Raw genomic sequence first — 26521 nt, 5'->3', positions numbered from 1 at the left:
TAGCCGCGGCCGTATCCTTGCGTGTTCGCGTCATGAACGACGGGTTGCTTATCGCGGTGCTGGATCTGTTGTACCGTGCTTTTGTAATGTACGGCTTGCGATTGCTAGCGTTGAAATTGTGTTCTCTCACGTCCGCGTCAATTGCCAAGGTCGAGACATATCGAAAATCTACGACTCTACAGTTGGCGAAATTTCCTTGAGTCCCAGCAGGACTTGCATCACCCGATGGAGATGGAGAAGACCTTCCAGCCGGCCGTCGGCATCAACGACAGGCAGATCCCAAACTTTTTTATCCTCCATCACTTGGACGGCATCGATAAGGCTCGCATCCGCACTCACGGTCACGGGTTGACGAGTAGCATGATCCAGTGCTTCATCGCCGAAGAGGGCTGAAAAGGGACGTTGATCCGACAGTAGTCGGCGGCGGATATCGCCATCGGTCACAATCCCTAGAAGCATCAAATTATCGTCTGTTATGCAAACGATGCCGAGTTTGGTGCGGCCCATTTCTTCTAGAGCTGCCTTAAATATCGTTTGCTTTGACACTACTGGAAAATCTCCGATCGGCATTGCCAATTCCGATACGAGGAGATTCTCAATTGGAAGAGTGGACATTGTCTTCTCCATGTCGATCCAAGATAGAGAGCCTTGCTTCATGCATGGTCATGGCCTGTGACAACACCAATTCCAAGTACTTTAAATCCAAAACAGTATTCGGGTCAGATAACGCCCGATCGGGATCGTCGTGAGTTTCCATAAAAAGCGCATCAATGCCGCCGCCTACAGCGGCGCGTACCAGAAAAGGGATAAATTCGCGCTGACCACCGGACAGATTTCCCATTGACGTCGGCATCTGTACTGAGTGGGTGGCATCAAAGCAGACTGGATAGCCGGTTTTGGCCATTATCGGAAAACAGGTCATGTCATTGACCAGCATGTTATAGCCCAGAAAAGTTCCGCGATCGGTCAGCAGTATTTGATCGCAGCCGAAGGATTCGAGCTTGCGCACCGAGTTTCGCATGTTCCAAGGGCTCATGAATTGACCCTTTTTGAGATGAACGGGACGCTTTGCCTCGGCTGCTGCCCGCAGGATGGAAGTTTGCCGGCACAAATATGCCGGAACCTGCACGAAGTCACATACTTCACCCGTTGCGGCCGCCCAGGATGGATCCGAAAAATCCGACACTACCGGAACCCCGAACTCGTTGCGGATATCAGAAAGAATTCTCATGCCTTCTTCAAGTCCGACGCCGTGAAAACTAGTTGCCGACGAACGCGAATCCTTGTCGTAGCAGGACTTGTATATCCAGGGCATTTTCAATCGATCGCACACAGTCGCAATAGCTTTCGCCATTTTAAAGGCGTGATCCTTGCTTTCGATTGCGCAGGGGCCGCCAATATAGACTAGTGGCAGGCCTCGACCAATTTTTACACGGCGAACATCGCCATATCCGATTTCGATAATGCGCCGCTCATTCATTCTGACCACTCCCATCGACGGAGGCATGTACCACCGCATTTTTTTGAATCCAAGCGTTAAGTTCGCCGGCAGTCTTCAATATCTCGATGCCATGCGCGGCACGATCGTTGGCTTCCACAAGCCCTGTGGGGTCGTAATAGCATGATGGCTTGTTCATCGTGCGAGCGACAATGGCCGTCGAAGTAAACGGCATGCTCACCACACAATCCGAAACCGCGATGACGTGCTGGGCCGCCAGAGAAGGTTCGATCGACACGATGCGGTCTTCGTTTGTCAATCGGTTGAGAACTTGCACATAAAGCGGGTGGACATTGCGGCCTATGTTTCGTTTTCGCTTCCAAAGAACGTGAGCCCTGCTGGCCTGCACAGCAGCCACGACATCCTCAGCAAATCGGATTGCCGTATCGGGCGTGTAGTATTCCATACTTAAGGCAAAACTCTGATAGATCGAGTCGCGCATCGGCTGGACATCGAACACCGCGACCTTCGCCCCGGTCAACTGCGGAATTCGCGCATCCGCATCGGAGAACCAGATGGGACCCACAATATAAATGTCGCCATCCAAACCTAGACGCCGAATGAAGTCCTTCTGATATTCGTCCCATACGAGGTAGGATGACCAACTACAAAGCTCCCAGTGGTTGCTTTGACGAGGGTATCCATGAGTTTTTTTGAAGACCTCGCAGTTTGTCGAATAGAAGTAAAACAGGACGCGGCTACCAGCGGCCTCGGCGAAATAAGTCCAGATTGGTCGGTACAGCCACCCGGAGTTGTTGATAAGATAATCCTTTGGCAGGCGATCAGGTGATACGGCTTGTATTTCCGCCGCCCTTACGGCTTCGCGAAGCAAAAGCGCATGCCACCATCGACCCCTTAGTGCGCTGGCGGTCGCGAGATAGATGAGGCCGCAGCAACGCCACGCCAGCCTGCTCCATTCATAGAACCCCACGGGCGGCGGCTGCGGCTGTCTGACAAAACGTAAAGGCAGACCGCCCGCCTGCGCCTGCGCTGGCGAGCCGATACTGTGTGTCAGCGCTTGCAAGGCTGGAGCACGAGAGGCCCAAGACGCATACCATGAGAATACATCCCAGCTTGGTTCCTGGCGCCTTGGCAGTTGGCCGGCTGAGATGCCTGCAAAGTAAGCAGAATCACCCATCGGGGCCTCGTCCCGGCGCGCAAGGGCAGTCATCAGCGTCCGGGATATAGCGACAAGCCCATAACAGTACATTGCAACCAGGAAAGCCATCCATAGCAACTGGCAGCGAAGATTCGACACCGGAAACCCGTGCGCAGCGAGCGTTCGTCGCCAAACTTCGGGAAGCGGATGGACTATCGAATATCTCGCGTGAGCGCAGGCAGCAAGAAGCTTTCTGTTCAGCGATTTCTCCGCGATCGTAATCAGCAGATATTGACGGATAACTTTGTCGGCAAATGGTAGCGAGGCGCCAAAAAACGTGACGGAAGCTTTTCCGGCCACACAGATCTCGGTATGTGCCAATGCGTCCTTGATATCTTCAACCCTCGCCAGATCTCCGGTGCCCCTGAGCTGACGATAACCCCGCATATACTGGCGAATAGCCTTGTGCTTATGACGGACAAGCACGTTCTTGATGACGCGTGGCAACCTCATATAATGAGTATCATACTTCTTGTAGATGCAGAGGAAGAAATTTCCCCGCATTCCTTAAATGAGAAACCAATCTTTTGATACGCCCTTATAGCCGCAACATTATCGGTTTCGACCCCGAGAACGATCTTGCGAATGCCACGGTGATCCTTGAGCCACGAGTTGGCTGCTTGGATCGCTTCACCGGCGATTCCCCTGCCACGTGCTGAAGACTCGCCGATGAATACGCCCATGGTCGCCACGAGTTCCTTTTCAGAAATAGGCTCGTATTTCAGATTCCCGATATGTTCACCGGACGACCGCTCAAATATTCCGAGAAACAAAACGTCCTTGCGCGCTTGCCTTTCTGCGATGTAACGGCGCAGATCGTCGGTTTCTTTCATTAAGTCGCTTGAACGGATCCTTTCAGACGCGGGGCCGCTAAACCAATCGAGATACCGCTGCGTTGCGTCTTCCTGCCGCAAAGGCCTTAGGAACAGCCGCTGTGTCGCTATCATTTGCTATCCCTAACCTATTAGTTCCCACGACATCGGCGTGCCTGCAGGCAGGTCGCGATTTGCCCTTCGTCCCAATACGGCCGGGAAGTCACGCGGAGGCAATCCTCGCCCAGGTCGAACGATGCGGATATTTTCCGTCGTGAAGATATCACCAGCATGAATCTCACGCGCAACATAAATCGACCGCCGGAACACAAGCGACCTCCGCTCCGCCTCGGTTGGCCCATAGGTAATGGCGCCAAGTGCCTGCCAAGCACGCTCAGTCTCAATCACCAGGCTACTCATTTCCCCCGGCTCAAGGGAGAAGGCACTATCGACGCCACCATCAGCTCGTCGCAGGGTTAAATGCTTTTCCACCACAGTTGCGCCGTGAGCCACAGCCGCCACTGCCACGCCCGTGCCCATAGTGTGATCGGAGAGGCCGACCTGGCAACCGAAAAGCGCTGACATATGCGGTATCGTCAGTACGTTGCTGTTCTGCGGTGTAGCCGGATAGGTGCTCGTGCACTTTAGGAGAATGAGATCTTTGCAGCCCGCTGCGCGCGCGGTTCGAACAGCTTCGTCCAATTCCGTAACCGTCGCCATCCCCGTAGAGATGATCAGAGGTTTTCCGGTGGCTGCTGCTTTTTTTATCAGTGGAAGGTGATTATTCTCGAACGACGCGATCTTGAATGCCGGTACGTCCAGGCCGACCAGAAAGTCCACTGCCGTCTCGTCGAAAGGTGAACTAAAGCACTGAATCCCGCGTTCGTTAGCGCGCGCCATAATAGGTGCATGCCATTCCCAAGGCGTATAAGCCTGCGCATAAAGATCATGCAGGTTCTTGCCTACCCAGAGGCTGTCAGAATCAGAGATCTCGAAGTCGCCGCCATGCACATTCAGCGTAATAGTATCGGCGGTATAGGTTTGCAGCTTGAGCGCATGCGCACCGGCGTCCGCGGCGGCATCCACGATCGCCAGCGCCCTATCCAGCGACTGATTATGATTTCCGGACATTTCAGCAATGATGAACGGGGCGTGTTCGGGTCCGACGAACCGATCGCCGATTTTTATCGTCATCGAATTCTCCATTGAGCCTGCTGGGCTAGCGTTTTCGCCGTCCCCGCGAAGTCGGTATAAGAACAGGTGCATTAGTCAAATCATGCATGCTTGTAAAGCAAACAGGGGCTTGGTGCACCAACAGCTCCGATAACTCAAAGCGCCAACCTCAAGTGCAAAAACGGCAATTCTTCACCGACAGTATCAAATTGCAGTCCACGGAAAACCCCCAATGATCCGATGTTGTCCTGGTGGATATCCGCATAAAGAGTCTTTATCCCCTGTCTCTCTGCGAAACTTAATGCCTTCCGAAGCGCGCGCGGCCCCAGACCAATTCCACGGTGGCCAAGATCGATACAGATGCTGACGTCTGCCGCTTGCCCATCTTCACTTCGATCTAGCCGAATATGCCCTACCGGCACAGAATCGAGCTCAAAGATCAGAAGATGACGTTTGGGATCGTTCAATGCCGCTGTGAACCACGCTATGTGCGCTTTGATATCTGCACTTTGGGGGGATCTGTAATATCGATCCGCTCCTCCACCCCGTCTCCAATGCCAAACGGCCCGGGCATCGTCCAGGGTTGCATCACGTAGAGATATCCTCTGAGAAACGATTACCTGTGCTACCCGTTCGGCCCCCAACCCCTCACAGATGGCGGACGCACGCTCACTATAAAGGTTGAGGACATCCGGGTCGTTCAGCTTTCTAAGAGCATCATGAAGGTTGGTCTGCCAATCCATGGCCTGAGCATCCCCAAGCGCAATACCTGCCTGGGCGTCGTCCAGCGCAATCATCCCGGCTCGCTGGTTTTCGGCGAATGTAAGAAGTAGCGAAGGAACACCGAGCACGCATCTTTCCCACACGCTTGTTCCCGCAGCACCGATTGCTGCATCGCAGTCGATGAGCAATTCAGCCATATTGGTGACTCCCGAAAGTACGTCTACCGGAATTGGCGCAGTTCTCGCGCGCTCCAATATATCAGCAAAATGGGGCGCCTGTGCCCCACAAACAACCGTGATTTTCTGAACGGAGGAGGGACCTTGTTCAAGAAGGTAATTAAGAACCTCGCCGCTGCAGTTATTGGGATCGGTTTGCCCAAACATAATGAGCAAATGCCGGAGGCCTTGCCCTCGCCGCCTGGACAAAGAACGCGATCTAGCTTGAGCAAACTCAGGCCGGAGGAGAGCAAACTGAGGGCCAATCAGCCGCTTGCTTCCTTTTGGCACGAGCTGATCATACTCTTCAGCTTGCCGGCCGAAGTTTTGGTTGAGAACGATATCGCACCGCAGCGGCCTATCTGCGATATCGTCTACAACGAATACGTCGCAACTCCTCGGAATCGCCTCGTTCGCCCATCCTGCTCCGAGTGCATAGCTATCGACAACCACCATTTCAGGCTGGATCGCTTTGATGATCTGATGACATTGGAAAGCGTCCGCCTGTTCGAACGCTACCTCTTCGGTATCATCCAAACCAATGGTGAACTGCGGTGTCGGCTGAAGACGATGAACCTCAAATCCCTTTTCTGCCACAACTGAGATGAGATTTCCCTCAAGTTCCCGACAGATAAAGTGCGAACAGTATCCGAGTTTGCGAAGCGTTTCGGCTAAGGTGATGCAACGCATCACATGACCACCACCAATCGATATTGAACTATCACAGCGGAAAACTACCACTTCGGTATGCCGAGGCATTCAAAGTACTCCTGCGGAACAACGACCCAAGTCCATCATCAGTTGAGGCGCTTGAAACCGCTATCGGCGATCGGTCCGTCCAAAAGATCCATGATGTTACGTCCGTCCTCGCATTCCTTGATAAGTCTAAAGACCGGCGCCAGCTTTTCGAAGAAGGTTTCGATAACGTCAGGCGTGTGAACAATCGAGCTATATATACTGTTTCCTGCAAGATAGCCCTTTGCGAGCATTTCTTGAGTGATCAGCGTCTTATAGGAGAGTGCATTCTCGCTTCTGACAGTAAATCCACACAGCGAAGGAAGACCCCAATGATCGATCACAAGGCCATAATCATCCGCCAGTTGCTGCCAACGGCGTTGAACGTCAAGCCCGGTTGCAGTAATGATCTCCCATGAACGCTCCCGTTCCATGACTTCTAAGGTCTTGAGGGCCGCAGCTGAACCAATGCGTTCGGTCCAGAAGGTGGAGGAGATAAAGGTGGATTGTGCTGCTTCCATGATCGCCCGACGGCCAATTACAGCCGTCACGGCGTAGCCATTGCCTATCGTTTTGCCAAATGTAGCCATATCAGGCTCAACGCCGTAAACCTTGTGCAGCCCTCCGAAACTCTGTCGGAAGCCCGAAGTGCATTCGTCGAAGATCAGGACTAGATTTTTCTGCGAGGCGACATAGCGGATATGCTCCAAAAAGCCTTCCTGCGGGCCTGAATTTCTGGAGACTTCCATGAAAATAACTCCAACTTCCGGATCGGAGACTGCCTCGTCGAATTCGGCAATCGAGTTATACGAGAACGGCCGGATCGATCCGCGCAACTCTTGCGGAACACCGCGAGGCTCCAGTCCAGGTAAGAGATGGCCGGCCAGCGCACGATCATTGCCGAGATTTGCAGCCAGGTACCAGTCGTGCCAGCCATGATAACCGCAGAACGCAACCTTATCCCGCCCGCTTGCCGCTCTTGCAATCCGGATCGCGACCGCGTTCACTTCTCCGCCGGAACGGCAGAAGCGAGCCATGTCTGCCCACGGATGCAGATCGATCAGGCGCTCCGCCAGATAGACTTCCTCGGGCGCATTCAGGGTTGACATGTTGCCGTCTGCTACCACAGCCATGACAGCAGCGTCCACTTCCGGATGACCATATCCTAGAGTATTCGTTCCCACACCGAACAGGCACGTATCGATGTACATATTTCCGTCTAGGTCCCAGACCGTATGCCCTTTCGCCTTGCTGAAATAGGCCGGCCATCGGCCCGGCAGAAACATTTCAGCCCGTTTCGACAGGAGCATATTTCCGCCTGGGATCACCTCCTTTGCGCGCTTCCAAAGTTTCTGTCCGCTGCTCATGATCAAACCCTCATTTCGCTCTATGCCGCTGTTGGATTGAAAAAGCTCCGGTCGACCTGTCTTGAGCTGGAGGATGTCTCGCCAAGTAAAATCGATATCGGGACCCAATTGAGCCAGAATTGCATCTGCAACCTGAAGGTCGCCTACTTCATCCACTGTCCAGCGTTCCGCCGAATGATCGCACTCATTGCTGACGTTGACCGTCTTAAACAACCCCGTTTTTCGTAGATAGGGGGTGACGTGTTCTCGTTGCGTCAGCTCTGTCGCTTCGAGGTGTGCGCGTTGGAGGGAGGAGAATCCGAAAACCTCGACATCAAGGCCGTCGGGAAACGTCGGCGGAGCGACGTTGGAGGCGTAGTCTGCCCCGCACGAAACAAACCTGTCGATGACCGTATCGACCACCGCAGGATCGATGAATGGGCAGTCACCCGTTACCCTGACCACTACGTCGGCCTCATATCTCTTTGCGGCTTCAAAATATCGATTAAGCACATCGTGTTCCGAGCCACGAAAGACCTTATATCCGTTAACATCCAAAAAACGGGAAAGGACATCATCAGCAGGCCCATCCGGAATTGCCACGACAACCTCGTGCAATCTTCGTGATCGCGCCAATCGTTTCATGAGCACTGAAATCAAGGGTTGGCCTGAAATCTCGCGAAGGACCTTGCCTGGAAGACGTGACGATCCCATTCTTGCTTGGACAATTGCTACAACTTTCATCTTAGTCCACCACCGCTGTGCTCAGAGCGAAGAAACCTAATTATTCCAGAGACTTGGATTTACCAGGGACTGATCGTCACTCGCTAAGATTTCAGGAGGGCTTTCCTTCAATGGATTTACCGCAAGTAATTCTTCCATCTGGGTCGTATTCACAAGACCTACAATCACGCGATCCACTAAAGGATTCGCAAGTGCGAAACCAAGGCAGGCTTCAACAGGCGACACGCCAACCCGTCTGAGCCAGTTTTCATAATGCTGCCACAACGGCTGCCAGCGTGCGAACCGCGTCGGACGCGCAGACGACGGCATGATCAGCAGGCCCTGTAGAAACACTGAACGGACATGAATTTCAACTTCCATATCCTTTAATTTCTGCAGCCAGCCACTTCGCTCCATCCGGCGGTCGAGAATGTTATGGGGCAGTTGAACGATATCAGGCCGAAAAAATGGAATTACCGCGTCAAGCTCGGAAGGATCGTAGACCGACATCCCAATCTTCTTCACCACGCCTGCCGTCCGCAATTGCACCATAGCATCTCTGAGATCGGCGCCCTGGCTAGCAAGTAGTTCGAAAGGGCGATGCAACAACAGCCCATAGAGGCTTGCGATTCGCAAGCTTGAAAGCGATGATCTCACCTCATCTGTAAGATGGGGCCCTTCAACACCACCAATCTTGGTGACGATGTCGAATCCTTCGATCCCAATCTCGCCCAATCTTTTCTCCGCATCGCCATAGGCTCTGGCTGTATCTATAGTGCGGATACCGTGTTGCCGCGCCCGCGCGATGATGAGGGCTGTCTCGGCTTCCGAGGGCTGTCCGGTCGTATTAGACACACCGTAGGCTAACCCAAACTGCGCAGTTCCCAGGCTGAGCTTCATCCAACAAGTTCTCGAAGCGCTTCGATAACCATTGCCTGCTCATCGTCGGACAAATCAAAATACAGCGGAATGCTGAGGGCCTGGCTATAGAAGTCCGCAGCGTTTGGATAGTCTGAGGTCTTGAAACCTAAATTGCGATAATAGGGCTGGCTGGTAACCGGAATATAGTGGACCTGCGATCCAATATTGCGGGCTCTCAGCGCCCGCATAAGCTCTCCGCGCCCCATGCCGATAGCGTCGAAATCGATCCGCACCACATAGATATGAAGCCCACTCCGGTCCCGCCCTTTCCTCGGTTGAGCAGGGCGAAGGTTTTTAAAGTCGCTGAAAGCGTCATCATAGACCATCGCAAGCCGCCGCCGCCTTGAAATAAATTGGTCGAGCTTCCGGAACTGCGAAAGTCCGAGGGCACACTGGATATCGGTGATGCGGTAGTTGTAACCTACCTCCAGCATCTCGTAGTACCAGGGATTAGCTTCACCGCCCGCAAACGCATCCTCGTCGTAGATGAACGGGTCGTCCAGTTTGTTGATGCCGTGACTGCGGAGTCTTAGAAGACGCCTGTAGGAATCTTCGCTGTTGGTCGTGATCATACCACCTTCGCCGGCAGCGATAGCCTTGACGGGATGGAACGAAAACACCGTCATATCGGAAAAACTGTTATTACCAATTCTTCCGCCGTCCTGATAGTTCCCGCCGAGCGCATGCGCGGCGTCTTCGATCACAAAAACGCCGAACCGGTCGGCAACTTCTCGAATCGCGGCCATGTCACAGGCGAGCCCGCCATAATGAACCGGCACGACGGCCTTGACGTCGCTGTTCATCGCTAGGACCTTCTCCAGTTTAGCCGGATCTAGGTTGACGGTGGCCGCGTCGATATCGGCGAACAGAGGAGCAGCTCCATTGTACAGCGCCGCGTTGGCGCTGGCCACGAAGGTTATTGGGGAGGTCACCAGAGTCGTGCCAGGCTGGACGCCGGCGACCGCGGCGGCAAGGTGAAGTCCCGAGGTAGCGCTTGAAACGGCCACAGCGAATTTTGACCCGGTGTAGGCGGCCACGGCATTTTCGAACGCGGTCACCATCGGGCCTTGTGTAAGAAATCCATCGCGCAACAGGTCAGCCACGGCCTTGATGTCGCTTTCGTCGATATGATGACGGCCGTAGGGGATCATGCTTTCTGTCCTTATTGCCTATAGTTGCGTCTCTCGTCGCCGATGGCTATTTCGGCCTCTTTTTGTTCCGCAGCCCTTTCAGGCCGCTGGATCAGGTTCGCGAGTCACTTTCTGCTACTTCATTAAGCAATGTTGTGAGACGGTCAAGGAGCTCCTCCCGTCCAAAGTTCTTTCGGAAGTACTGCTGTCCTCGCTCGCCCATCTCCCCGCGCTCTTGTTTCGAAAGCGACGCCATTCTTAATACCGCGCTAGCAAGGCTCTCAGCATCTCCCGCTGCGACGGCAAACCCCGCTCCGCTCTCAGATACAATTTCGGCGACCTCACCATCGATCGCGGTGATTATTGGTTTGCCGCTGGAGAGATAGGATTGGATTTTGGTCGGAATGGTCATGCTGAAAATCTCGACCCCGCGCAAGGTCGCCAACAGAACGTCTGCGTTGTCGTAAAATCCCGGCATCGCACCGAATGGGTAACGTCCGACCAGATGAAAGTTCGCTAGCAGACCGGCTTCAACGACACGCTCCCGCACCCATGGAAGCGCATCGCCTTCTCCCACGATAATCCAATGGATATCCGATCTTACAGACAAAAGCCGGGCTGCCTCGACGATCGTGCCGAAATCCTGTGAAAATCCCACATTACCAGTAAATACGATCCGAAACCCCTCAGGAAAAGGCGGAAGACTCGTGGGTTGACATTCCGTAGGTGGAACGGGAGGCTCCCATTGCGGCATATAGCTCACCCGTTCGTGTGAAAGCCGCCCGACTTTCCTTATATGACCCGTAAACCGCCGGGATTGTCCCAGGATGATATCGCAGTGTCTATATATCCATCCAGTAAAGTTGCCGGCCAATTTTATCAGATGTCGGTTCGACACTCGCCCGGACGCAAAAAGGCTATCCGGCCAGAGATCCATCACCCAGAGCACAAGCGGGACGTTCAGAAGCTTTTTGGCAACAACAGCGGGTAGCACTTGCGTTATCGGGGACACCATCCAACAAAAGACAATATCTGCCTTTCTGCGGCGAAGCAGCATGATCACGGAACAGAGCAGTGCGAAGCTCATATAATTCAAAGCCAGCTTGATGCCGTTGGACTGGCCTCGCGGCAACAACGGGCTTCGAATAATTTCTATCCCGTTCCACTCCTCTCTATAGGGTCCTCGAAATAATGAATAGGTCGGGAAAAGCTTACCGCCCGGATAATTCGGCAAGCCTGTGACGACAACAACTTCGTGGCCACGTTCCTTCAGCCCCAAAACGATATCGTTCGCGCGGAAATCCTCCGGCCAAAAATATTGGGAAACGAATAGAATGCGCATGACCCGTTAACATCCTTAATGAACAGCCGGTCTTAGTCGCCACGGGACAGGTCCACGTTATTTCCAGATTCCGTCGACTGAATTGAGTCTGCCGCTGATGACGAGGGCGAGACCCTTAAGGTTCCCGAGAAAGCGCCGAAAGCCGCTGCTTTCTCTCTGCTGAACGGATTGTGCTATATTGAAAAAACATTGCCCGAGAAGCGCCCATGAAAGCGCTGGGATGGAAAAGGTGCCCATCTTTCTAGTAAAATAAATACGATTCACGACTTGCTGCACGCCGAGCGTAAATTGTTTCGACGCCATCACCGGACGAGGCCAATGCCATACCCGGGCAGAGGCGACAACCCAGAGCTTGTGATTTCGTGACACACGGTAGCTATAGTCCACGTCCTCTAGAAAGCCGTGACCGATATACCACTCATCGTAACGATGCTGCTCGATTACCTTCCGTCGCCAAAGCGTAGCACCACCATATAGCCAATCGGTTTCAATATCTTCAAAGGGAACCGCAATAGACGTAGCGAAGCCTGATCGTAGCAACCGACCCTGCTGCTTCGCGTTCAACAGAAAGAAGTCGGCAGCGACCCCCAAGGCAGAATGTCTCAAAGGCTGGTTGACAATACTGAAGGCTGCGCCGCCAACACCCGGCCCTGCGGCCCCCCAGAACTCTCTCATTTTGCCGGTAGCATCTGGTTCGAGTTCGAGATCGTCGTCCAGATAACCGGCAATTGTAATCCCCTCATTTAACGCTGCCATTCCAGCGTTGCGCTGCCTGGCGAGTGAGGGGGGGTATTCGCGGACATATGTGATCGGAAGATCTGCGTATTCGTCGCATATTGCCCTTATCGGTGGTTCACTTGCATCGACGATAATTACCTGATCGGGTGCATCGCCTTGCCTCCGAAGGCTGTCAAAGAGCTTCCGCAGATCGTCAGGGCGATCCTTGGTGGGGACCACATATGCTATTTTTTCTCTCACAACCATCTTCCCTGCGTGGGCATCCGCCCGGTGGTAGACCTTCTTAGGTCACTTCGCCCAAACTGTCCGGTCAATGTACCCGCTATAACTTAGGATTATCCGGACCACTTTGCGCGCCACATCGTCGACCATATAGTCGCGTGGCGCGATCAACGGCGTGGCGCGACCGTCAGCGATATCCGCCGCCTGAGATGTGACGACTGAGACACTGTCGTACAGCCGCTCTGGATCGAAGCCGCTCATGATGAGGGTACCAACATCCACCCCTTCCGGCCTCTCGTGCGCTTCTCGAATCATAACTGCGGGAAAGCCAAGAATAGAGGCCTCCTCGGTCAGTGTCCCGCTGTCTGAAACTACGCAGAACGCCTCCCGCTGCAATTTTACATAATCAAGGAAGCCAAGCGGTTTCATAAAACGAACGCGAGGCGATCTCTTAAGCTCGGCACCGCTCAATCGTTTGCGGGTGCGCGGGTGAGTGGAAACGATCACTTCCTTTTCAAACCGCTCGGCAAGCATATCGAGCCCCTCGAGAAGCATAAGCAGTTTCTCAGGTGAATCCACGTTCTCCTCGCGATGGGCCGACACAACGAAATATCCGCCTCGAGTGAGCGAGAGTTGTTCCAATACGGTTGATGCCGCAATCGCCTGCTGATGATGCGTCAGAACTTCCGGCATCGAAGAGCCGATCACGAATGTCAGCTCTGGTTTAATTCCCTCTGACAGGAGGTGACGCCGCGCATGCTCTGTCAGCGTCATGTTGACATCACTCAAATGATCGACAATCCGGCGATTGATTTCCTCGGGCACTCTTTGGTCGAAGCAACGGTTGCCCGCCTCCATGTGAAAGACCGGAATTTTTAACCGCTTGGCTGCGATGACAGACAGGCAACTGTTGGTATCGCCATAGAGAAGAATCGCATCCGGCCTGATTTCACGTAATAAGGCATCGCTCTTAGAGATGATCGATCCAATCGTATCTGCAGCGGTCGGCCCTGCAGCGTCCAAAAAATGATTTGGTTTGCGAATACCCAAGTCTTCGAAGAAGACTTCGTTCAGCTCGTAATCGTAGTTTTGGCCGGTGTGCACGAGCACATGATCAACATAGCGATCTAACTCATCGATGACACGACTCAATTTGATAATTTCGGGCCGCGTCCCGACAATAGTCGCAACCTTTAGACGCGCCCGCCGTACTTCCCGCGATTTGGACATGGCCGATCTCAGCGCAGTAGCTCAGAAGTGTCGGCAAAATCGCGCTGTTCGACGAGCAGCTTGTGCCGCTCAAGCAGGCTCCTAGTCTCAGCCAACGTCATAACCGTGTCGGCAGAGCTGAACTCCTTGCCAAGAATCACTGACTTATCCAGCGTCTCTCGCTGCAGTTCCGGCAGCATGGGAAGAATTGCCATGAAATTCCCGCGGATGATGGTATGGTCGCACTCTTCCTCTGAAACCATAAGCTCGTGCATCTTTTCGCCAGGGCGAATTCCGACGATTTTGGTGGCTATGTCGCGTTCGCCAATCAAGGCCTTGGCAATGTCCAGAACAGTGGCAGCCGGTGCACGAGGAACGACGATTTCTCCCGGGAGCGCTCGTTCAATCGCTTCGAAGACAGTATCGACAGCTTGGTCGAGCGTCAACAAAAACCGCGTCATTTCTGGAACCGTCAGCGTCACCGGCCCGCCGTTCTTGATTTGCTCATGGAACACGGGAATGACGGAACCCCGCGACGCAAGCACGTTGCCATAACGAACACCAACGAAGCGGGTGTTCTCCGCCAAGACATTGCCCGCGATAAAAATACGCTCATGAATAGCTTTTGTCATACCCATCACATTAACGGGCTTGCAAGCCTTATCCGTGGACACGCCGATCACGACCTCAGGTGTCGACATACGCTCGCGGACGGAACGCACGATATTGACCGGGCCCTCACAATTCGTCATGACGGCCTGTTCCGGAAAATACTCACAGGTCGGAACCTGCTTCAAAGCCGCCGCATTGATGACGATATCGACGTCGCGCATTGCTGCGCATACATCCGCGTATGAACGAACGTCGCCAATGCGAAATTCGAGCATATTCAAGAAGTTGCGATAAATAACTTCATCGGTACTTGCGCCCTTGCTGAGATAGGAAAGGCGCATTTCATGTTGCTTTCCTTCATCTCGGCTCATCACGATCACTTTTTTCGGACTGCCACGCTCCCCGGAGATAATCCGGCGAACAAGGCTTTTGCCAAGGGAGCCAGTTCCACCAGTGATGAGGATTCGCTTATCTTCTAATATATTGTTCATGCGATCTCTTTCTAGCAATCTCAAACCGAGTTTGCGTTCAACGTTTGTCTTTTTTTGACCAGCAGGGCTAATTCTTCAAGCATCACATCCCAGCATGGTGGGCTGTAGCCAGTCTTTTCCGCCAGGCGGTCATTTAAAAGACTTCGGTCGCAATGAAAACTGCTGTCGGGCACAATTCTTACGTCCGTCCGGCCCATTTTCTCGGATAAGGATAGAAGCAGGTCGTATTTGCTGATAGGCTTTGAGGCTGCGTTGTAAACGCCACTGAGTTTCCCGAGACGCGATGTCAAGAAATCGACAAGGCGGGCGGCCTCTATAGTCGTAATACCCGTGAAGATTGCGCGCTTATAACCTTTTATCTCGCCGGTCTGCCTCAGAAACCATTCGATAAGGCTCGTCTTTCTGTGCAACTCCAAACCAATGATGGAAGTTCGCAAAGTGATGCAGTGTTCATATGTTACCTCCCCCAATAGCTTCGTTCGGCCATAGAGGTCAACAGCATCGGGAATATCTGTTTCGCAATACCCGCCCTTGTCGCCCTTGAACACGCAATCCGTGCTGAAATGTATGAAGTAAGCACTGACAGAGCGGCAATAATTGGCGATCCTATGAGGGAGAACGGAATTCATCTCGAGACTGAGCAAGGCTTCTGATGCTGCATCTCTTTGCTTGACGATGCCGGCTGCGTTAACGACCAAATCCGGAGAGAACTCCGACATCACTTCAAGAACGCGCGACGCATCGCGCAAATCCACCTGATCGAATGTATTTGATCGATCAAATATTCCATAGATCTCGTAATCGGCTAGCGCACGTCTGACGGTCACCTTGACAGTATGACAATCACGAAGCGACAACAGTAGCCGGTGGCCTAACATCCCGTCGCCGCCCAATATCAGTATCCGCATGAGTTGTTCACCGCCCGGTTTTCCCACATTTCGCGACTTCCATCACACAAACGCATGGCCAATGAACCGTGCAGGTTGTTCCCCTACAGGAGAAATCAAAGCCCCGCAAATAATAAGCCGATCGGGTTTCTGTGTCCTTTGTTTGATCCAACGTCTCGCAATCCAAGTAATGAATTTAGTTGCCCGAATTTTTCGCGGTGATGATCGCCTCGCAAAGCTCTCTGACGGCCCCGTGACCGGCAGCCGTTTTTGTTTCGTAGCGGCAAACGTCCTTCACCTTAGCCGCGCCGCCAGGGACAGTTACCGGAAAGCCCACTTTTTCGAGTAGACTTAGATCGTTTACATCATCTGCTATGTGACAAATATCTTGGAAGCCAATGTTAAGCTGAGTGGCCAGATCGGCGATCGGTCCCAGTTTATCATCTACGCCGAGGAAACAATGCGGCACACCAAGGGTGGATGCCCGTTGGGCAATGATAGCGTTGTTGCTTTGCGAGATGAAGCAGACTGCGACACCCTCCGACAGTAGCATTTTGAGGCCAGTTCCGTCCTGAACATGGAAACGGAGAAGGTTGAGCCCGTCCGGACCGAAATACATCCCCCCATCCGTCAGCACGCCATCAACGTCACATGTCAACAATCTTACACTGGCTAAAGCGGGATCCGATGTCAAAACCCTTGGCAAGACAATCACCTTCGTTTGGCCTCACGATTCACTTTTGAACCCACGCATAAGATCGACAAGAACGTTTTCGCGAAGCGGCACGTAAAATTTACTACAAAAGTCGATTGCCGTAGATAACTCGGCTTCCGTGCTAACGTGTTCAGTCGACAGGATTCGCACTAACTGCTCCGGACCATCAACGCTTTCACGATATCCTTCGAGCGCGAATAAGGGATCGATATCCGCCAGTTCACCGGGAACCCGGTAATGCAACGGTTTTGTGCCCAGGAGCGGCGCGCTGATAATCGCTGTGCTTCCTCTGTAAAGCGCCCAATTCGCTTCTGCCAAATCGAAGTTCAACGTGCGTTCCTGAGACCATTCAAATGTCGGGGGCAAATTAGCAAATTCCGGCTGCTGTTTTAAGAAAAGACTCTTCGACATGGCGGGGTGCAGCCGAATTCGAAACCGCACATCTGGACATTTTGCGCTCGCTTCCAGGCTTAGCCGGATCAATGCAGAAACCTCGTCGTTTAGGCCCTCGGGAAGAAGAAGGCAAATCTTTGAAATTGGCTCCTTACTGAATTCTTCGCTCTTGGCAAAACTCCGGACGCTGCCAAGAACTCGTATATCCTTCCCGAGCATGGTCGGATTGTTTTTTAGCACTGACAGTGACACGTCACCTGGCACCACAATGACATCGGGATCATATCCATTGCCGAGTTCGGCAGTTAGAGCGTGGTGCATAGGAAATAACGGCGCGTGCGCATAGCCGACGCAGATTGTTGTGGAATTTGCTTCATGTGCGGCATGAAATGCAAGCCGCTCCCAGCTGTGTCCCTCCAAAGTCGTCATGACGATCTTCGGCTTCAACCGCTTGACCAGATCTCCAATTTGGCGTGCAATTCGCATCGCGTCCCGTGCGGTGGGAGACAAAGCGTCTAGAGCAGCAAACCGAGCCAGCTCCGTGTTTCCCGAAATGCTTTTTTTCACTAGGCTGAAAGCGGCACGGCTAAGCCGCGCTGAAATCTGCAGCTCAGTATGAATATCGAGCTGCCGGGCAAGCACTACTCTCGGTGTTGAAGACCGGCACCAATTTTCCGAAATATCTGACGAGGAACTCTGGGTATGATCAATCAGGGCATTTATCGATGAAATGCCGTGGCCTTGCAGCTTCTCGGCAAGATCGCCGATATAGATGTCGTTGGATTGCTGCATCCGCCGCACATCGAGAAGATGCGAAACAAAAAGAATGTCCGTCTGCTCAGGCAACTGATCACCAGCCCGAAACCTACTCCCCTTGCGACCGACGAACGGTCGAAGAAGATTGTGATAGATAATTGGCAAAGTGGCGCGGGCGAGGCTGCTGGCAAAGCGCGACCTCAACACATCGGCATATAATTTGAGCGAGTTCGGATGAGCGTTTCGAAAATGGAGCATCGGCGCAGCGACGACCGCCGAATTATCACTGCTCCGCAACAGATCGGTTCCGGATGAGGCGATTGCTTTCAGCCGTGAATTTGCCTGTTGCGCTGTCATAACCTGACTTAAGTCCATAATTGCGTTACCATGCTAAAACCCGACGCAGCAAGTTCGCTTGCTCTTCCGAGTGCTGGACATAATCCAGCACTTGCTGCGCTTCGGCAGGTTCGTTCACAGAAGGAAGACTCTCGTCAACGGGAACCGATGTCAGGAAACCACCGGTTTCAACGATCCGCATCTGTTCTATCGATTCCAATTTCTCGAAAGTTGTCGCGGGCTCGGCGGCGATTGTTATCAGGTAGTCGCGGCGAAAGCCTATCATACCCAGGATCTTGCGGATCGCCGTCTGCTGTGCTTCGAAAGAAGCGATCGACGGCGAGCGCCGGAAGCAGAAATTGATCCGGCCGTGGATCCCCAACGCGCACTTGACAAAGGAATGACGGTCGAGTTCGCTGGCTTCGTTTATCGGGGCAGTTGCATTCCAGGCATCACCTTCAGGATTAGCCCGCATGGCCGCAATCATAGCCGAGATGTGTCGCGGCAGCAGCAACGGTTCGTCGCCCTGCAACAACAGTATATGTGTGCAACTGAGCGCTTCAGCTGCTTCCGCGCATCGGTTCGTACCATTCTGATGGGTCTTAGCGGTCATGATAACATTTCCGCCCGACGACGCTACTGTCGTCGCGATTTCTTCATCGCAGGTGGCGACATATACCTCATCAAGCCCCTCTGCCATTAATGCCCTGCGACGCACATGTTCGATCATCGGGACGTCGTGAAACGGAAAAAGAATCTTCCGCGGAAAGCGGACAGACGCTAGATGCGCAGGAATGAGACCGATCACCTTCATGTATAGCAACCTTATTGGGGAAACACGCCGCAATCCACGTTGATACACTGGCCGGTGATCGCCGCCGCGCCATCCGAGGCTAGGAAAACGGCCATTGCAGCAACATCATCGCCGCGGGGCAACCAGCCCAAAGCTGAATTCCCTGCGGTGAAGGTCTTCAGAAACTCATCTGGCTGGCCTTTCGCTGGTGACCATTCCGTTTCGAGCGCTTCGACCAACCCCGGGGTACGAACGAGAACCGGGCAAATCGCATTTACGCGAATGGACTTGGGGCCAAGTTCCTTCGCGAGCGACTGAGTCAGCCCATTCACGCCAAATTTGGAAGCGACATACATGGCATTGTTGGCGCTACCGCGTTTGCCGGCAAGGCTGGAAATATTAATCAGCGAACCGCCTTCCCGCATGGCAGCGGCGGCTGCCTTGCATCCCCAGAAGGTGCCTTTCAGATTGACGCCGATCATCGTATCGAAGAACAGTTCATCGATCGCCTCAAGGGGGCGCCATTCCGAAAAGCCTGCATTGTTGATATAGACGTCAAGCTTGCCTCCCCAGGCCAACGCTGTATCGACGAGATGGCAGTGCCCATCCTCATCCGAAACGTCTATGGCTTCAAAACGAACATGGGCTTCCGATATTTCGCTGATTCCACTTTCATTGCGGGCTCCAACTACCACCTTGTAGCCAGCATTGACAAAGCCTTCGACGAGTGAGCGCCCAATACCGCGGCTGCCACCGGTGATAACTGCAACTTTTATGGTCATATCTCAGATCGTCATCGCAGAGAAACCACCGTCCACAGCGATTTCTGCGCCGGTCACAAATCCGGCCGCGTCGGACGCGAGCCAAATCATCGCGCCAATCAACTCACTTACCTCGCCGTAACGGCCCATTGGCGTGTGCCCAAGAATGGAAGTCTCGCGTTCTGCAGTTATGAAATTCTTCCGATTCCAATCGGTTGGGAAAAACCCAGGACGGATCGCGTTTACGCGCACTCCAAGCTTGGCCCATTCGCGGCCGAGATTCTGCGTCAGGTTCTTAATGCCTGCCTTGGCGACCGAGTAGGGAAACGCCCTGGATAACGGGGGGCCGGCAGAGGCCGATGAAATGTTGATGATCGAGCCGGAGCGCTTCGCGACCATCTGGCGACCGAAAACTTGGCAGCCGAGAAAAGTGCTGGTGATCTGAGAATCCATCACCGAATGCCATTCCTTCAGTTCCATCTCGAAAAAGGGTGTAGAACTGTTGGTGCCGGCGCCATTGACTGCGATATCGAGCGCCCCGAATTCCCGATTGATCGCTTCTAGAGCCGACTCGAAACTGCTTTTGCTGGTGGCATCTAGTGCAAGACCGACGGCGGAACCGCCCCTTTCTCTAATCTGTGCGGCGACCGTTTCCGATTTTTCCGGACGGATATCAAGAACGGCTACCTTGCACCCAGCCTCGCCGAAGGCCCGCGCCATTTCACCGCATAAGTGGCCACCGCCGCCGGTAATCGCCACAACACGGTCTTCGAGGTCGAAAAGCTTCTCAATGAATTTTGACATTGTTTTACGCACCCTTGAATTGACTGACGGCCAACCGTGTCTGCTCGGCCCATTTCCACAGTACGAATAGATCGGAACCGAGAATAACGAAGGTATATCCCTGGTCAAAAACGTCCTGAATCGCCTCGGGCGTCACATGCGCGACCTGGGTGCAACACCCTTTGCCATGACGTTTACAGGCCCCGACGACCTTGGCTGCAGCCTCGCGGACGCGCGGGTGATTAATTTGTCCGGGCAATCCAAGTGAACCGGAAATGTCATATGGTCCAACCATAACAGCGTCGACCTCGTCGAAACTCAGCAGTTCGTCGATGTTTTCTACACCGGCGATCGATTCGATCTGCAGCATCACGGTCGATGCATCGTTCCAGCTGGTGATATAACGATCAAAGTCGAATCCATATCCGTGGGCCCTGTTAACGCCGTAGCTCCGACGCCCTATCGGCGGAAACTTGGCATGATCGATCAAAGCCCGGACCTGTTCCTTCGTCTCGACCATCTGGACGATCAGTCCATCGGCACCTGCTTCGAGTAGGGGTTTGAAGATGTCATTGGTGTGCGACACAGGACGTGGGAGACATGTCGTCCCCTCAGCCTGACAGGAGGTGATGATGTGGCGGGCCTGCTCAAGCGAAATGGTTGTGTGTTCCATATCAATGGCGATGAAATCAAAGCCCGCCCGGGCAAACGTCTCGACGATGGACGGGTCAGGATAGGAAACCCAGCCGCCGAAAGCCCGCTCCCGGTTGCGCAGTTTTTGTTTCAGCTCCTGTCGACGTGTAAGTCTGGCTTCAAATGACATAGGACACCGCACAGATTTCTAAACTGTGTCGCTGTTATCACTGGGCACGGTGCAAGACAAGCCAGGAGCTCACATCGCCGCAACACACGCGGCGTCGTCAGAATCGCTCACGTTTCAGTTCGCATCCCATATCAAATAGTGCACGAGAAGCCTGGACACTCTTGTCATCTGCCAGCAATGACTGCGCATAAGCCCTTGCAGCAGTCCTCATCTTTAGATGTTCATTCTCATCCATATCGATGATTTGCTGAAGAGCAGCGGACATAGCTTCGGGTGACTCCAAAGGCACGTCCATGCCGACGCCTCTTCCGGCCAACCCCCTCCATGGCGTCCTGTTGCTTATAATCACCGGACACCCAGCGCCAAGGGATTCGAAGACGACATGGCCATAGTTTTCTCCCAGGGATGGCAAAAAGAACGCATCAAAACGGGACAGCGATGCAAGTACGGTTTCTGGGCTTTGTGGGCCGAGAACATCAACTCGGATGTTTTCCGGAAGCTTCGCCAATTCGCGCTGGCAAATGGCCCAGTAGTTCTGGTCTTCTACCGGACCGATAATAGAGAAAACGATATTTCCGGAAAGTGAGCGCAGAACATTGATGGCACCCGCCAGATTCTTCATGGGCGAGATACGCCCCACAAATACAATCTGGGCCTTGCCGGCAGCCTTCTTTTGCCGGGGAGGCGGTTCCAATGGAATGGACGGCAGATCAGGTGCAACGACCACTGTCGCGGCCTTTCCCATAACTGAACGTATATCCATCTCCTCGAACTGGCTGGAAGCCTGCCAAACGACATGCCGCCATAGACCGGTGGCGCGTAGAGTCGTGAGATAAATCTTCTTCCGCGTCCTTTTCAATGCGAGTGCACCAGGCGACAATTCTCCCCGAGGAGCGATGACCACCCGCATCTGGCGCCTCTCAAGTCTTGCTGCAAACAACGGAAGCAGAGAAAATTTTCGGGAAAAAAGACTGTTGATGTAGACGACATCAGGCTTCTTCTGGCGCAATATTAGGCGCACATTCGAAACTGTTAAACTCTTGGGCGTAGCGTATCGAACGGAAGCGCCGAAAAACGGGTGCCAAACATCGAGCGGAACGTCGGAGTACGCAATCGTTTCACCGAGATCATTGGAACGGGTGAAAATCGAGAAATCGATCTCATTGCCCAAACGCGTCACGATGTTACGGATGGTAGTGACGGGACCGCCGCCTTTGTATCCGGGCAAATAATAGTCGCAGAAGACCATAACCTTACATTTGGAGACGTCCATATCGGTCTGCTTGCTCACTACGTGATCATGATTTTAGGCGATATTTTTATTGGAAAGCGCATCCAAACTCGCCGACAAATTCGGCAGTGGATGACCTAGCGCTTCTGCTAGCTTCCGCGTAGAAAGCGACATGTCCAAAGGGCGGAGAGCCTTCAAGCCTGCATCGACCAGATAGCGCGGAACAACGAGTTTTTCGTCAAGACCGAGCCGACCTGCCAAGCGGATCGCAAATTCGAATTTTGAAACCCGCTCCGAACCAGCACAATGATAGATGCCGGACAAATTGCTCGACACACAACGGACTATATAATCCGAGAGAAGCGGCATCGCGATTGGCGTAAAATGGGCGTCGGCAAATGCGCCCAGCGGCTCTCCCGCTCGCAAGCAATCCGTCATCCAATCGGAAAGCGATTTGCGCCAAGGCAAGCCTCGTCCAAAGAAATTAGTTCGCAAGACGAGTGTTTCCGGATTCGCCTGCAGTGTCGCCCGTTCTCCTGCAACCTTGGTTCTAGCATAAGCGTTCAAAGGATGAACGGGATCATCCTCCACGACGTTGGACGTCGTGCCATCCCAGAGGTGGTCGCTCGATATATAGAGAAATCGGCATCTTCCTTGACTAGCCGACGCAAATTCGCGCGCCGCCCCGGCATGGAGGCGCGTAGCAAGTAACTCGTTCGATTCACATTTGTCTACATTGGTCAGACCTGCCGCATAGACGAGCACGTCAGGCTTGACCTGATCAAGGAGAGTACCGGCATCGAAATCGCGGGCAAGGTCCAATGGTATAGTGGAAACCTGAGATTCTGCCATCGAATGATTACCCGTAGTTGCCCAAACCCGCATGCCTTGGGCAATCAACGACGCACTCAACGCATGCCCGAGCATGCCGCTTCCACCCACGATCAACCAACACGTGCTCATTGCATTTCCTCAGCCGAGTAATCTTGTTGCTCGCCATCCACAGCCTCGCTCGTCCGACCGCCCCATGATCGGAGCGTACCATCTTTCAAAAGGAGAATCCGGTCACAGGGCTTCAATGTGCTTAGCCTGTGGGCAATGACTACGATTGTTTTATCGGTTTTTAACGATTCCAAGGTCTCGACGACAGCGCTTTCGGTTTCGTTGTCGAGTGCTGAGGTTGCCTCGTCCATGAAGATGACATCCGGATCATGATATAGCGCACGCGCTATACCAATTCGCTGCCGCTGGCCTCCGGAAATTGCTGCCCCCTGTTCACCAACAAGAGTGTCGACGCCTCGCGGGAGCTGATTAACGAAGTCGGTCAATTGCGCAAGGTCAATCGCTTTAAAAACGCGGGCGTTATCGATCGCCGCGTCCGCAACACCAAACGCTATATTCTGTCGAAGACTTTCGTCTGACAGGTAAACGAACTGTGGAACATAGCCTATCCGCGCCAGCCAAGCATCCCGCTGGTACGCGATGTCACTTCCGTCGCAACGTATGGTGCCTGCAGTGGGCGGGAGCAAGCCGATCATTATGTCAAAGAGAGTGCTTTTGCCGCTTCCTGATTTGCCGACGATGCCTAGGCATTCCCCCCATTCGATTCTAAGATCCACGTTTCTCAGAATTTTGTCGCCTCGGTCATAGGCAAAATCTATGCTATCCAGAACCAATCCAGTCTCGCCGGGCTTTTCGAACGAGCGATCTGGTACTTTCGGGGCTGGCGGGGCAAGCAGTTTGTCACGGAACTCGGCACTGACTGCGAGCACGGCAGGTGCGCCGATGCGCATCTGCTGCGCAGCGCCCAGAATTGCACTCATCGCATCCATAAGTCGCAGGGACGCAAAACCAAAAACTGCCAGCACCGGTGCAATTTCTACTACCGGCCGGACCAAGGCCATAATCGATATGATTGACAGCACAACAAATACGAGAACGACTTCGAGATAGTACCGCGGCAACTGCGTCAGAACGTTCCGCAATGCTTGCACGCTGGCATACTTCTCTCGGGAAAAACGCAATCTTCTGACAAACTCATTTTGTCTACCCAGAACTCGAATTTCACGTCCGGCGCCTATTCCTTGCTTCAATTCGTTCAGAAGTTCGAAATTTGCATCCTGGAAGCGGACGCCGATGCGATGAAGACGGGTCTTCACGACCCAGAAGTATCCACCTCCGAAAATGGCAACCAATGTAGCTGCACCGACAGCAGTTGGTGTATCGACAACAAGAAGGACAACGAAAATCACACAGAACAGCAAAAAATTAACGATGATCGTAAAGAGAGGAATTATGAAAGTCAGGAAAATTTGGCTACAGGACACGGACGCATTACGAATGAGTTCCGAGGAATTTCTGTTCGCGATGGAAGGCCAGGGTCTTTGAAGATAGCTGGCGTAAAGCCTGCTGCCAAGGTCGGCTTCGGCGGCGAAAAGAACCTTATACTGCCAAGAAAGCAAGGTCACCGCAAGTACGTTCTTGAACACGAATACGCACGCAATCAGACAAGCCAGCAGAAAAATGACGAAACGCGGTTCAGCCAGCTCTGTCGAAGTGAAAAGACGTTCCAGCATCGGAAGCTTGGCGGAGCTCGTCGGGTCGACAAGTGCGAGGACAAGCGGAAAAAACAGCGCAACACCGATAGCATCCAAGGTTGCCGCAACTGCAAAGCTGAGCGCCATGAGCGGCAGCTTCCGACGCGTCTTCGGGTCGAGAAGTGTCAGACTTTCCTTGATAGGTAATTTCATAACTCATCTTCAATAGGTAGGGACCGCTAGCCATTCGAGTTGCACTCTTTCGCACAATTCGACTGTCAACAAAAGGGAGCTCATCGCTGACGAATTTCTCCGTCGCTTTGACCTTGTTCCACGGATGCTCGGCTTTGAATCGTTCTCCCGCCGTTTAGCGACCTCTGCTGTCCAATTGTGCGCGACGTGCCGGGACGGTATCCAAACACCGCTCTCCGAGCTTATGCTGCTGTTCGGAAAGAGGATTATGCCAAGGATAATCTTTGTCAACTTTAGTTGCGGGGCCAGGTCGTATGGCCATCGTAAAATCCGCTGCCTTGACAGGAATTCGAGCCGCAACCTCTAAGTGGTTCGTCGAATTTTGGCGGCGCCTCCGATGGATGGAGAAGGGCGTTGTCGTTCAAAAGCAAATGTGAGAGGCAGAATCGTAATGCTCTGAAAACAACGTTGTCTCGCGCTCTGGATCCCGAAGCCATCTCACAATTGGATGATTGATGCACCCTTTGAGCGGCAACGCACAGACGGGCGACGTTCAAGTCGGATGGGATTTCTCTTGTTGGCGCTTTGGGAAAAATCTCTGGCGCATAGGCTCTTGCCTTCATCCACTTGCTTTTGGCGATTCGGAGTTGGTGAATAGGTGGAGGCGATATGAGGACGGGTCAACTCTTCAGCTATGTCGATTCGGAGATCCTGTTCGTCATGATCATCTACTGCGGGCAATCCGGCAGATCGTCAACGACGGCCTTGTTACTTGAACAGGATTTTGCAGCGCTCTATCCCCGATCGGGCGGCCGTTGATTGAGACTGAGAAACTTTACGCATCATGCTTTTGGAAGCCTGTATTCGAGCCATTCTGAGCGACTCCTGAAGGAGTGCCTCGAATGCGACCTTCTGTTTCGCCGGCTCGTTGGCATTGGCATTGACGATCCAGCTTGGACCATGCAGTGTTTCGAGCAACCGCAACTCGTTGGTGGAAGGCGATATCGTTGGGAAAGTCTTGGGTGCGATCCTTTCGCCTCTGGCCGGCATCGATCATTGTTTTGAAACAGCTATCCTTGCTGACCGCGAGCTCAGGACGCACGTCGACACGCGGGAATTCGCCGCTTGATGACAAACCCCACGGCAAGGCCGCACCTCAAACGTCTTTCGTCATCGCATCAGCTTTGCCGTTGCAGGGCGTTGCGGCGCATCGACGATAGAGCAAGACGCATCCGGGTTTGCTGTTGCCGGAATACAATAGTGAG

General features: G+C 53.3%; 24 protein-coding genes. 1 reads left to right on the top strand and 23 read right to left on the bottom strand.

Translation table 11 applies throughout. The features are described 5' to 3' along the window. Nucleotides 1-168 precede the first annotated feature (168 nt). The 23 genes from CO655_RS28575 to CO655_RS28460 all read right to left on the bottom strand — a co-directional run bounded on the left by CO655_RS28575 (nt 169) and on the right by CO655_RS28460 (nt 25277). Nucleotides 169-615 (bottom strand): CBS domain-containing protein, encoded by a 447-nt coding sequence (locus tag CO655_RS28575; protein WP_097667572.1) that lies wholly within the window; start codon nt 613-615, stop codon nt 169-171. Next, nucleotides 596-1480, bottom strand: coding sequence for a 3-deoxy-8-phosphooctulonate synthase (gene kdsA, locus CO655_RS28570; RefSeq protein ID WP_097667571.1), 885 nt, complete (start codon nt 1478-1480; stop codon nt 596-598). The genes CO655_RS28575 and kdsA overlap by 20 nt, the downstream gene beginning before the upstream one ends. Beyond that, the gene (locus CO655_RS28565; RefSeq protein WP_176539323.1) at nt 1473-3110 is read right to left on the bottom strand and encodes a polysaccharide biosynthesis PFTS motif protein; all 1638 of its coding nucleotides are present in this window, start codon (nt 3108-3110) and stop codon (nt 1473-1475) included. Before CO655_RS28565 ends, kdsA begins: the two co-directional genes overlap by 8 nt. Then, on the bottom strand, nt 3107-3604 hold the full coding sequence (locus CO655_RS28560) for a GNAT family protein (RefSeq protein ID WP_097667569.1): 498 nt from the start codon (nt 3602-3604) through the stop codon (nt 3107-3109). Before CO655_RS28560 ends, CO655_RS28565 begins: the two co-directional genes overlap by 4 nt. A gap of 9 nt (nt 3605-3613) precedes the next feature. After that, on the bottom strand, nt 3614-4663 hold the full coding sequence (pseI, locus tag CO655_RS28555; protein WP_097667568.1) for a pseudaminic acid synthase: 1050 nt from the start codon (nt 4661-4663) through the stop codon (nt 3614-3616). 134 nt (nt 4664-4797) lie between these two features. Further along, nucleotides 4798-6339: a UDP-2,4-diacetamido-2,4,6-trideoxy-beta-L-altropyranose hydrolase gene (gene pseG, locus CO655_RS28550; protein WP_097667567.1), complete on the bottom strand. Its 1542-nt coding sequence runs from the start codon at nt 6337-6339 to the stop codon at nt 4798-4800. 38 nt (nt 6340-6377) lie between these two features. Continuing rightward, nucleotides 6378-8405, bottom strand: a complete 2028-nt coding sequence (locus CO655_RS28545) for an aminotransferase class III-fold pyridoxal phosphate-dependent enzyme (protein WP_097667566.1) — start codon at nt 8403-8405, stop codon at nt 6378-6380. Between the two features lie 36 nt (nt 8406-8441). Next, the gene (locus CO655_RS28540) at nt 8442-9284 is read right to left on the bottom strand and encodes an aldo/keto reductase (RefSeq protein WP_097667565.1); all 843 of its coding nucleotides are present in this window, start codon (nt 9282-9284) and stop codon (nt 8442-8444) included. After that, complete coding sequence (gene pseC, locus CO655_RS28535; RefSeq protein ID WP_097667564.1) at nt 9281-10456, bottom strand: UDP-4-amino-4,6-dideoxy-N-acetyl-beta-L-altrosamine transaminase; 1176 nt, start codon at nt 10454-10456, stop codon at nt 9281-9283. The genes CO655_RS28540 and pseC overlap by 4 nt, the downstream gene beginning before the upstream one ends. Nucleotides 10457-10547: 91 nt before the next feature. Next, nucleotides 10548-11777, bottom strand: a complete 1230-nt coding sequence (locus CO655_RS28530; RefSeq protein ID WP_097667563.1) for a glycosyltransferase family 4 protein — start codon at nt 11775-11777, stop codon at nt 10548-10550. Nucleotides 11778-11834: 57 nt separating this feature from the next. Continuing rightward, nucleotides 11835-12761 carry a glycosyltransferase gene (locus tag CO655_RS28525; RefSeq protein ID WP_097667562.1) on the bottom strand — a complete coding sequence of 309 codons (927 nt, stop codon included), beginning with the start codon at nt 12759-12761 and terminating at the stop codon, nt 11835-11837. A 42-nt stretch (nt 12762-12803) separates the two neighbouring features. Further along, nucleotides 12804-13967 carry a UDP-N-acetylglucosamine 2-epimerase (non-hydrolyzing) gene (wecB, locus tag CO655_RS28520; RefSeq protein ID WP_097667561.1) on the bottom strand — a complete coding sequence of 388 codons (1164 nt, stop codon included), beginning with the start codon at nt 13965-13967 and terminating at the stop codon, nt 12804-12806. Nucleotides 13968-13975: 8 nt separating this feature from the next. Next, nucleotides 13976-15049, bottom strand: a complete 1074-nt coding sequence (locus CO655_RS28515) for a polysaccharide biosynthesis protein (RefSeq protein ID WP_097667560.1) — start codon at nt 15047-15049, stop codon at nt 13976-13978. Between the two features lie 20 nt (nt 15050-15069). Then, on the bottom strand, nt 15070-15984 hold the full coding sequence (locus CO655_RS28510; RefSeq protein WP_210201032.1) for an SDR family oxidoreductase: 915 nt from the start codon (nt 15982-15984) through the stop codon (nt 15070-15072). A gap of 148 nt (nt 15985-16132) precedes the next feature. After that, nucleotides 16133-16651, bottom strand: coding sequence for an HAD hydrolase family protein (locus CO655_RS28505; RefSeq protein ID WP_097667558.1), 519 nt, complete (start codon nt 16649-16651; stop codon nt 16133-16135). Between the two features lie 12 nt (nt 16652-16663). Further along, nucleotides 16664-18157 carry a hypothetical protein gene (locus CO655_RS28500; RefSeq protein WP_141514372.1) on the bottom strand — a complete coding sequence of 498 codons (1494 nt, stop codon included), beginning with the start codon at nt 18155-18157 and terminating at the stop codon, nt 16664-16666. A 25-nt stretch (nt 18158-18182) separates the two neighbouring features. Beyond that, nucleotides 18183-18950 carry an NTP transferase domain-containing protein gene (locus tag CO655_RS28490; RefSeq protein ID WP_097667555.1) on the bottom strand — a complete coding sequence of 256 codons (768 nt, stop codon included), beginning with the start codon at nt 18948-18950 and terminating at the stop codon, nt 18183-18185. A gap of 11 nt (nt 18951-18961) precedes the next feature. Further along, complete coding sequence (locus tag CO655_RS28485; protein ID WP_097667554.1) at nt 18962-19711, bottom strand: SDR family oxidoreductase; 750 nt, start codon at nt 19709-19711, stop codon at nt 18962-18964. 3 nt (nt 19712-19714) lie between these two features. After that, nucleotides 19715-20494: an SDR family oxidoreductase gene (locus CO655_RS28480; RefSeq protein ID WP_210201031.1), complete on the bottom strand. Its 780-nt coding sequence runs from the start codon at nt 20492-20494 to the stop codon at nt 19715-19717. Between the two features lie 4 nt (nt 20495-20498). Further along, nucleotides 20499-21296: an aldolase/citrate lyase family protein gene (locus tag CO655_RS28475; RefSeq protein ID WP_097667552.1), complete on the bottom strand. Its 798-nt coding sequence runs from the start codon at nt 21294-21296 to the stop codon at nt 20499-20501. 97 nt (nt 21297-21393) lie between these two features. Continuing rightward, on the bottom strand, nt 21394-22587 hold the full coding sequence (locus tag CO655_RS28470; RefSeq protein WP_141514371.1) for a glycosyltransferase family 4 protein: 1194 nt from the start codon (nt 22585-22587) through the stop codon (nt 21394-21396). 15 nt (nt 22588-22602) lie between these two features. Further along, nucleotides 22603-23490 (bottom strand): SDR family oxidoreductase, encoded by an 888-nt coding sequence (locus CO655_RS28465; RefSeq protein WP_097667550.1) that lies wholly within the window; start codon nt 23488-23490, stop codon nt 22603-22605. After that, nucleotides 23487-25277 carry an ABC transporter ATP-binding protein gene (locus tag CO655_RS28460; RefSeq protein WP_097667549.1) on the bottom strand — a complete coding sequence of 597 codons (1791 nt, stop codon included), beginning with the start codon at nt 25275-25277 and terminating at the stop codon, nt 23487-23489. Before CO655_RS28460 ends, CO655_RS28465 begins: the two co-directional genes overlap by 4 nt. A 648-nt stretch (nt 25278-25925) precedes the next feature. On the opposite strand from CO655_RS28460, the gene CO655_RS34030 reads away from it, so the two are divergent. After that, nucleotides 25926-26075: a hypothetical protein gene (locus tag CO655_RS34030; RefSeq protein ID WP_176539321.1), complete on the top strand. Its 150-nt coding sequence runs from the start codon at nt 25926-25928 to the stop codon at nt 26073-26075. Nucleotides 26076-26521 lie beyond the last annotated feature (446 nt).

The organism is Rhizobium sp. M1 (assembly GCF_002531805.1).
Taxonomy (GTDB): domain Bacteria; phylum Pseudomonadota; class Alphaproteobacteria; order Rhizobiales; family Rhizobiaceae; genus Rhizobium; species Rhizobium etli_C.
Note: the sequence above shows the minus strand (reverse complement) of the source record. Positions and strands in the feature narration are given on the sequence as shown.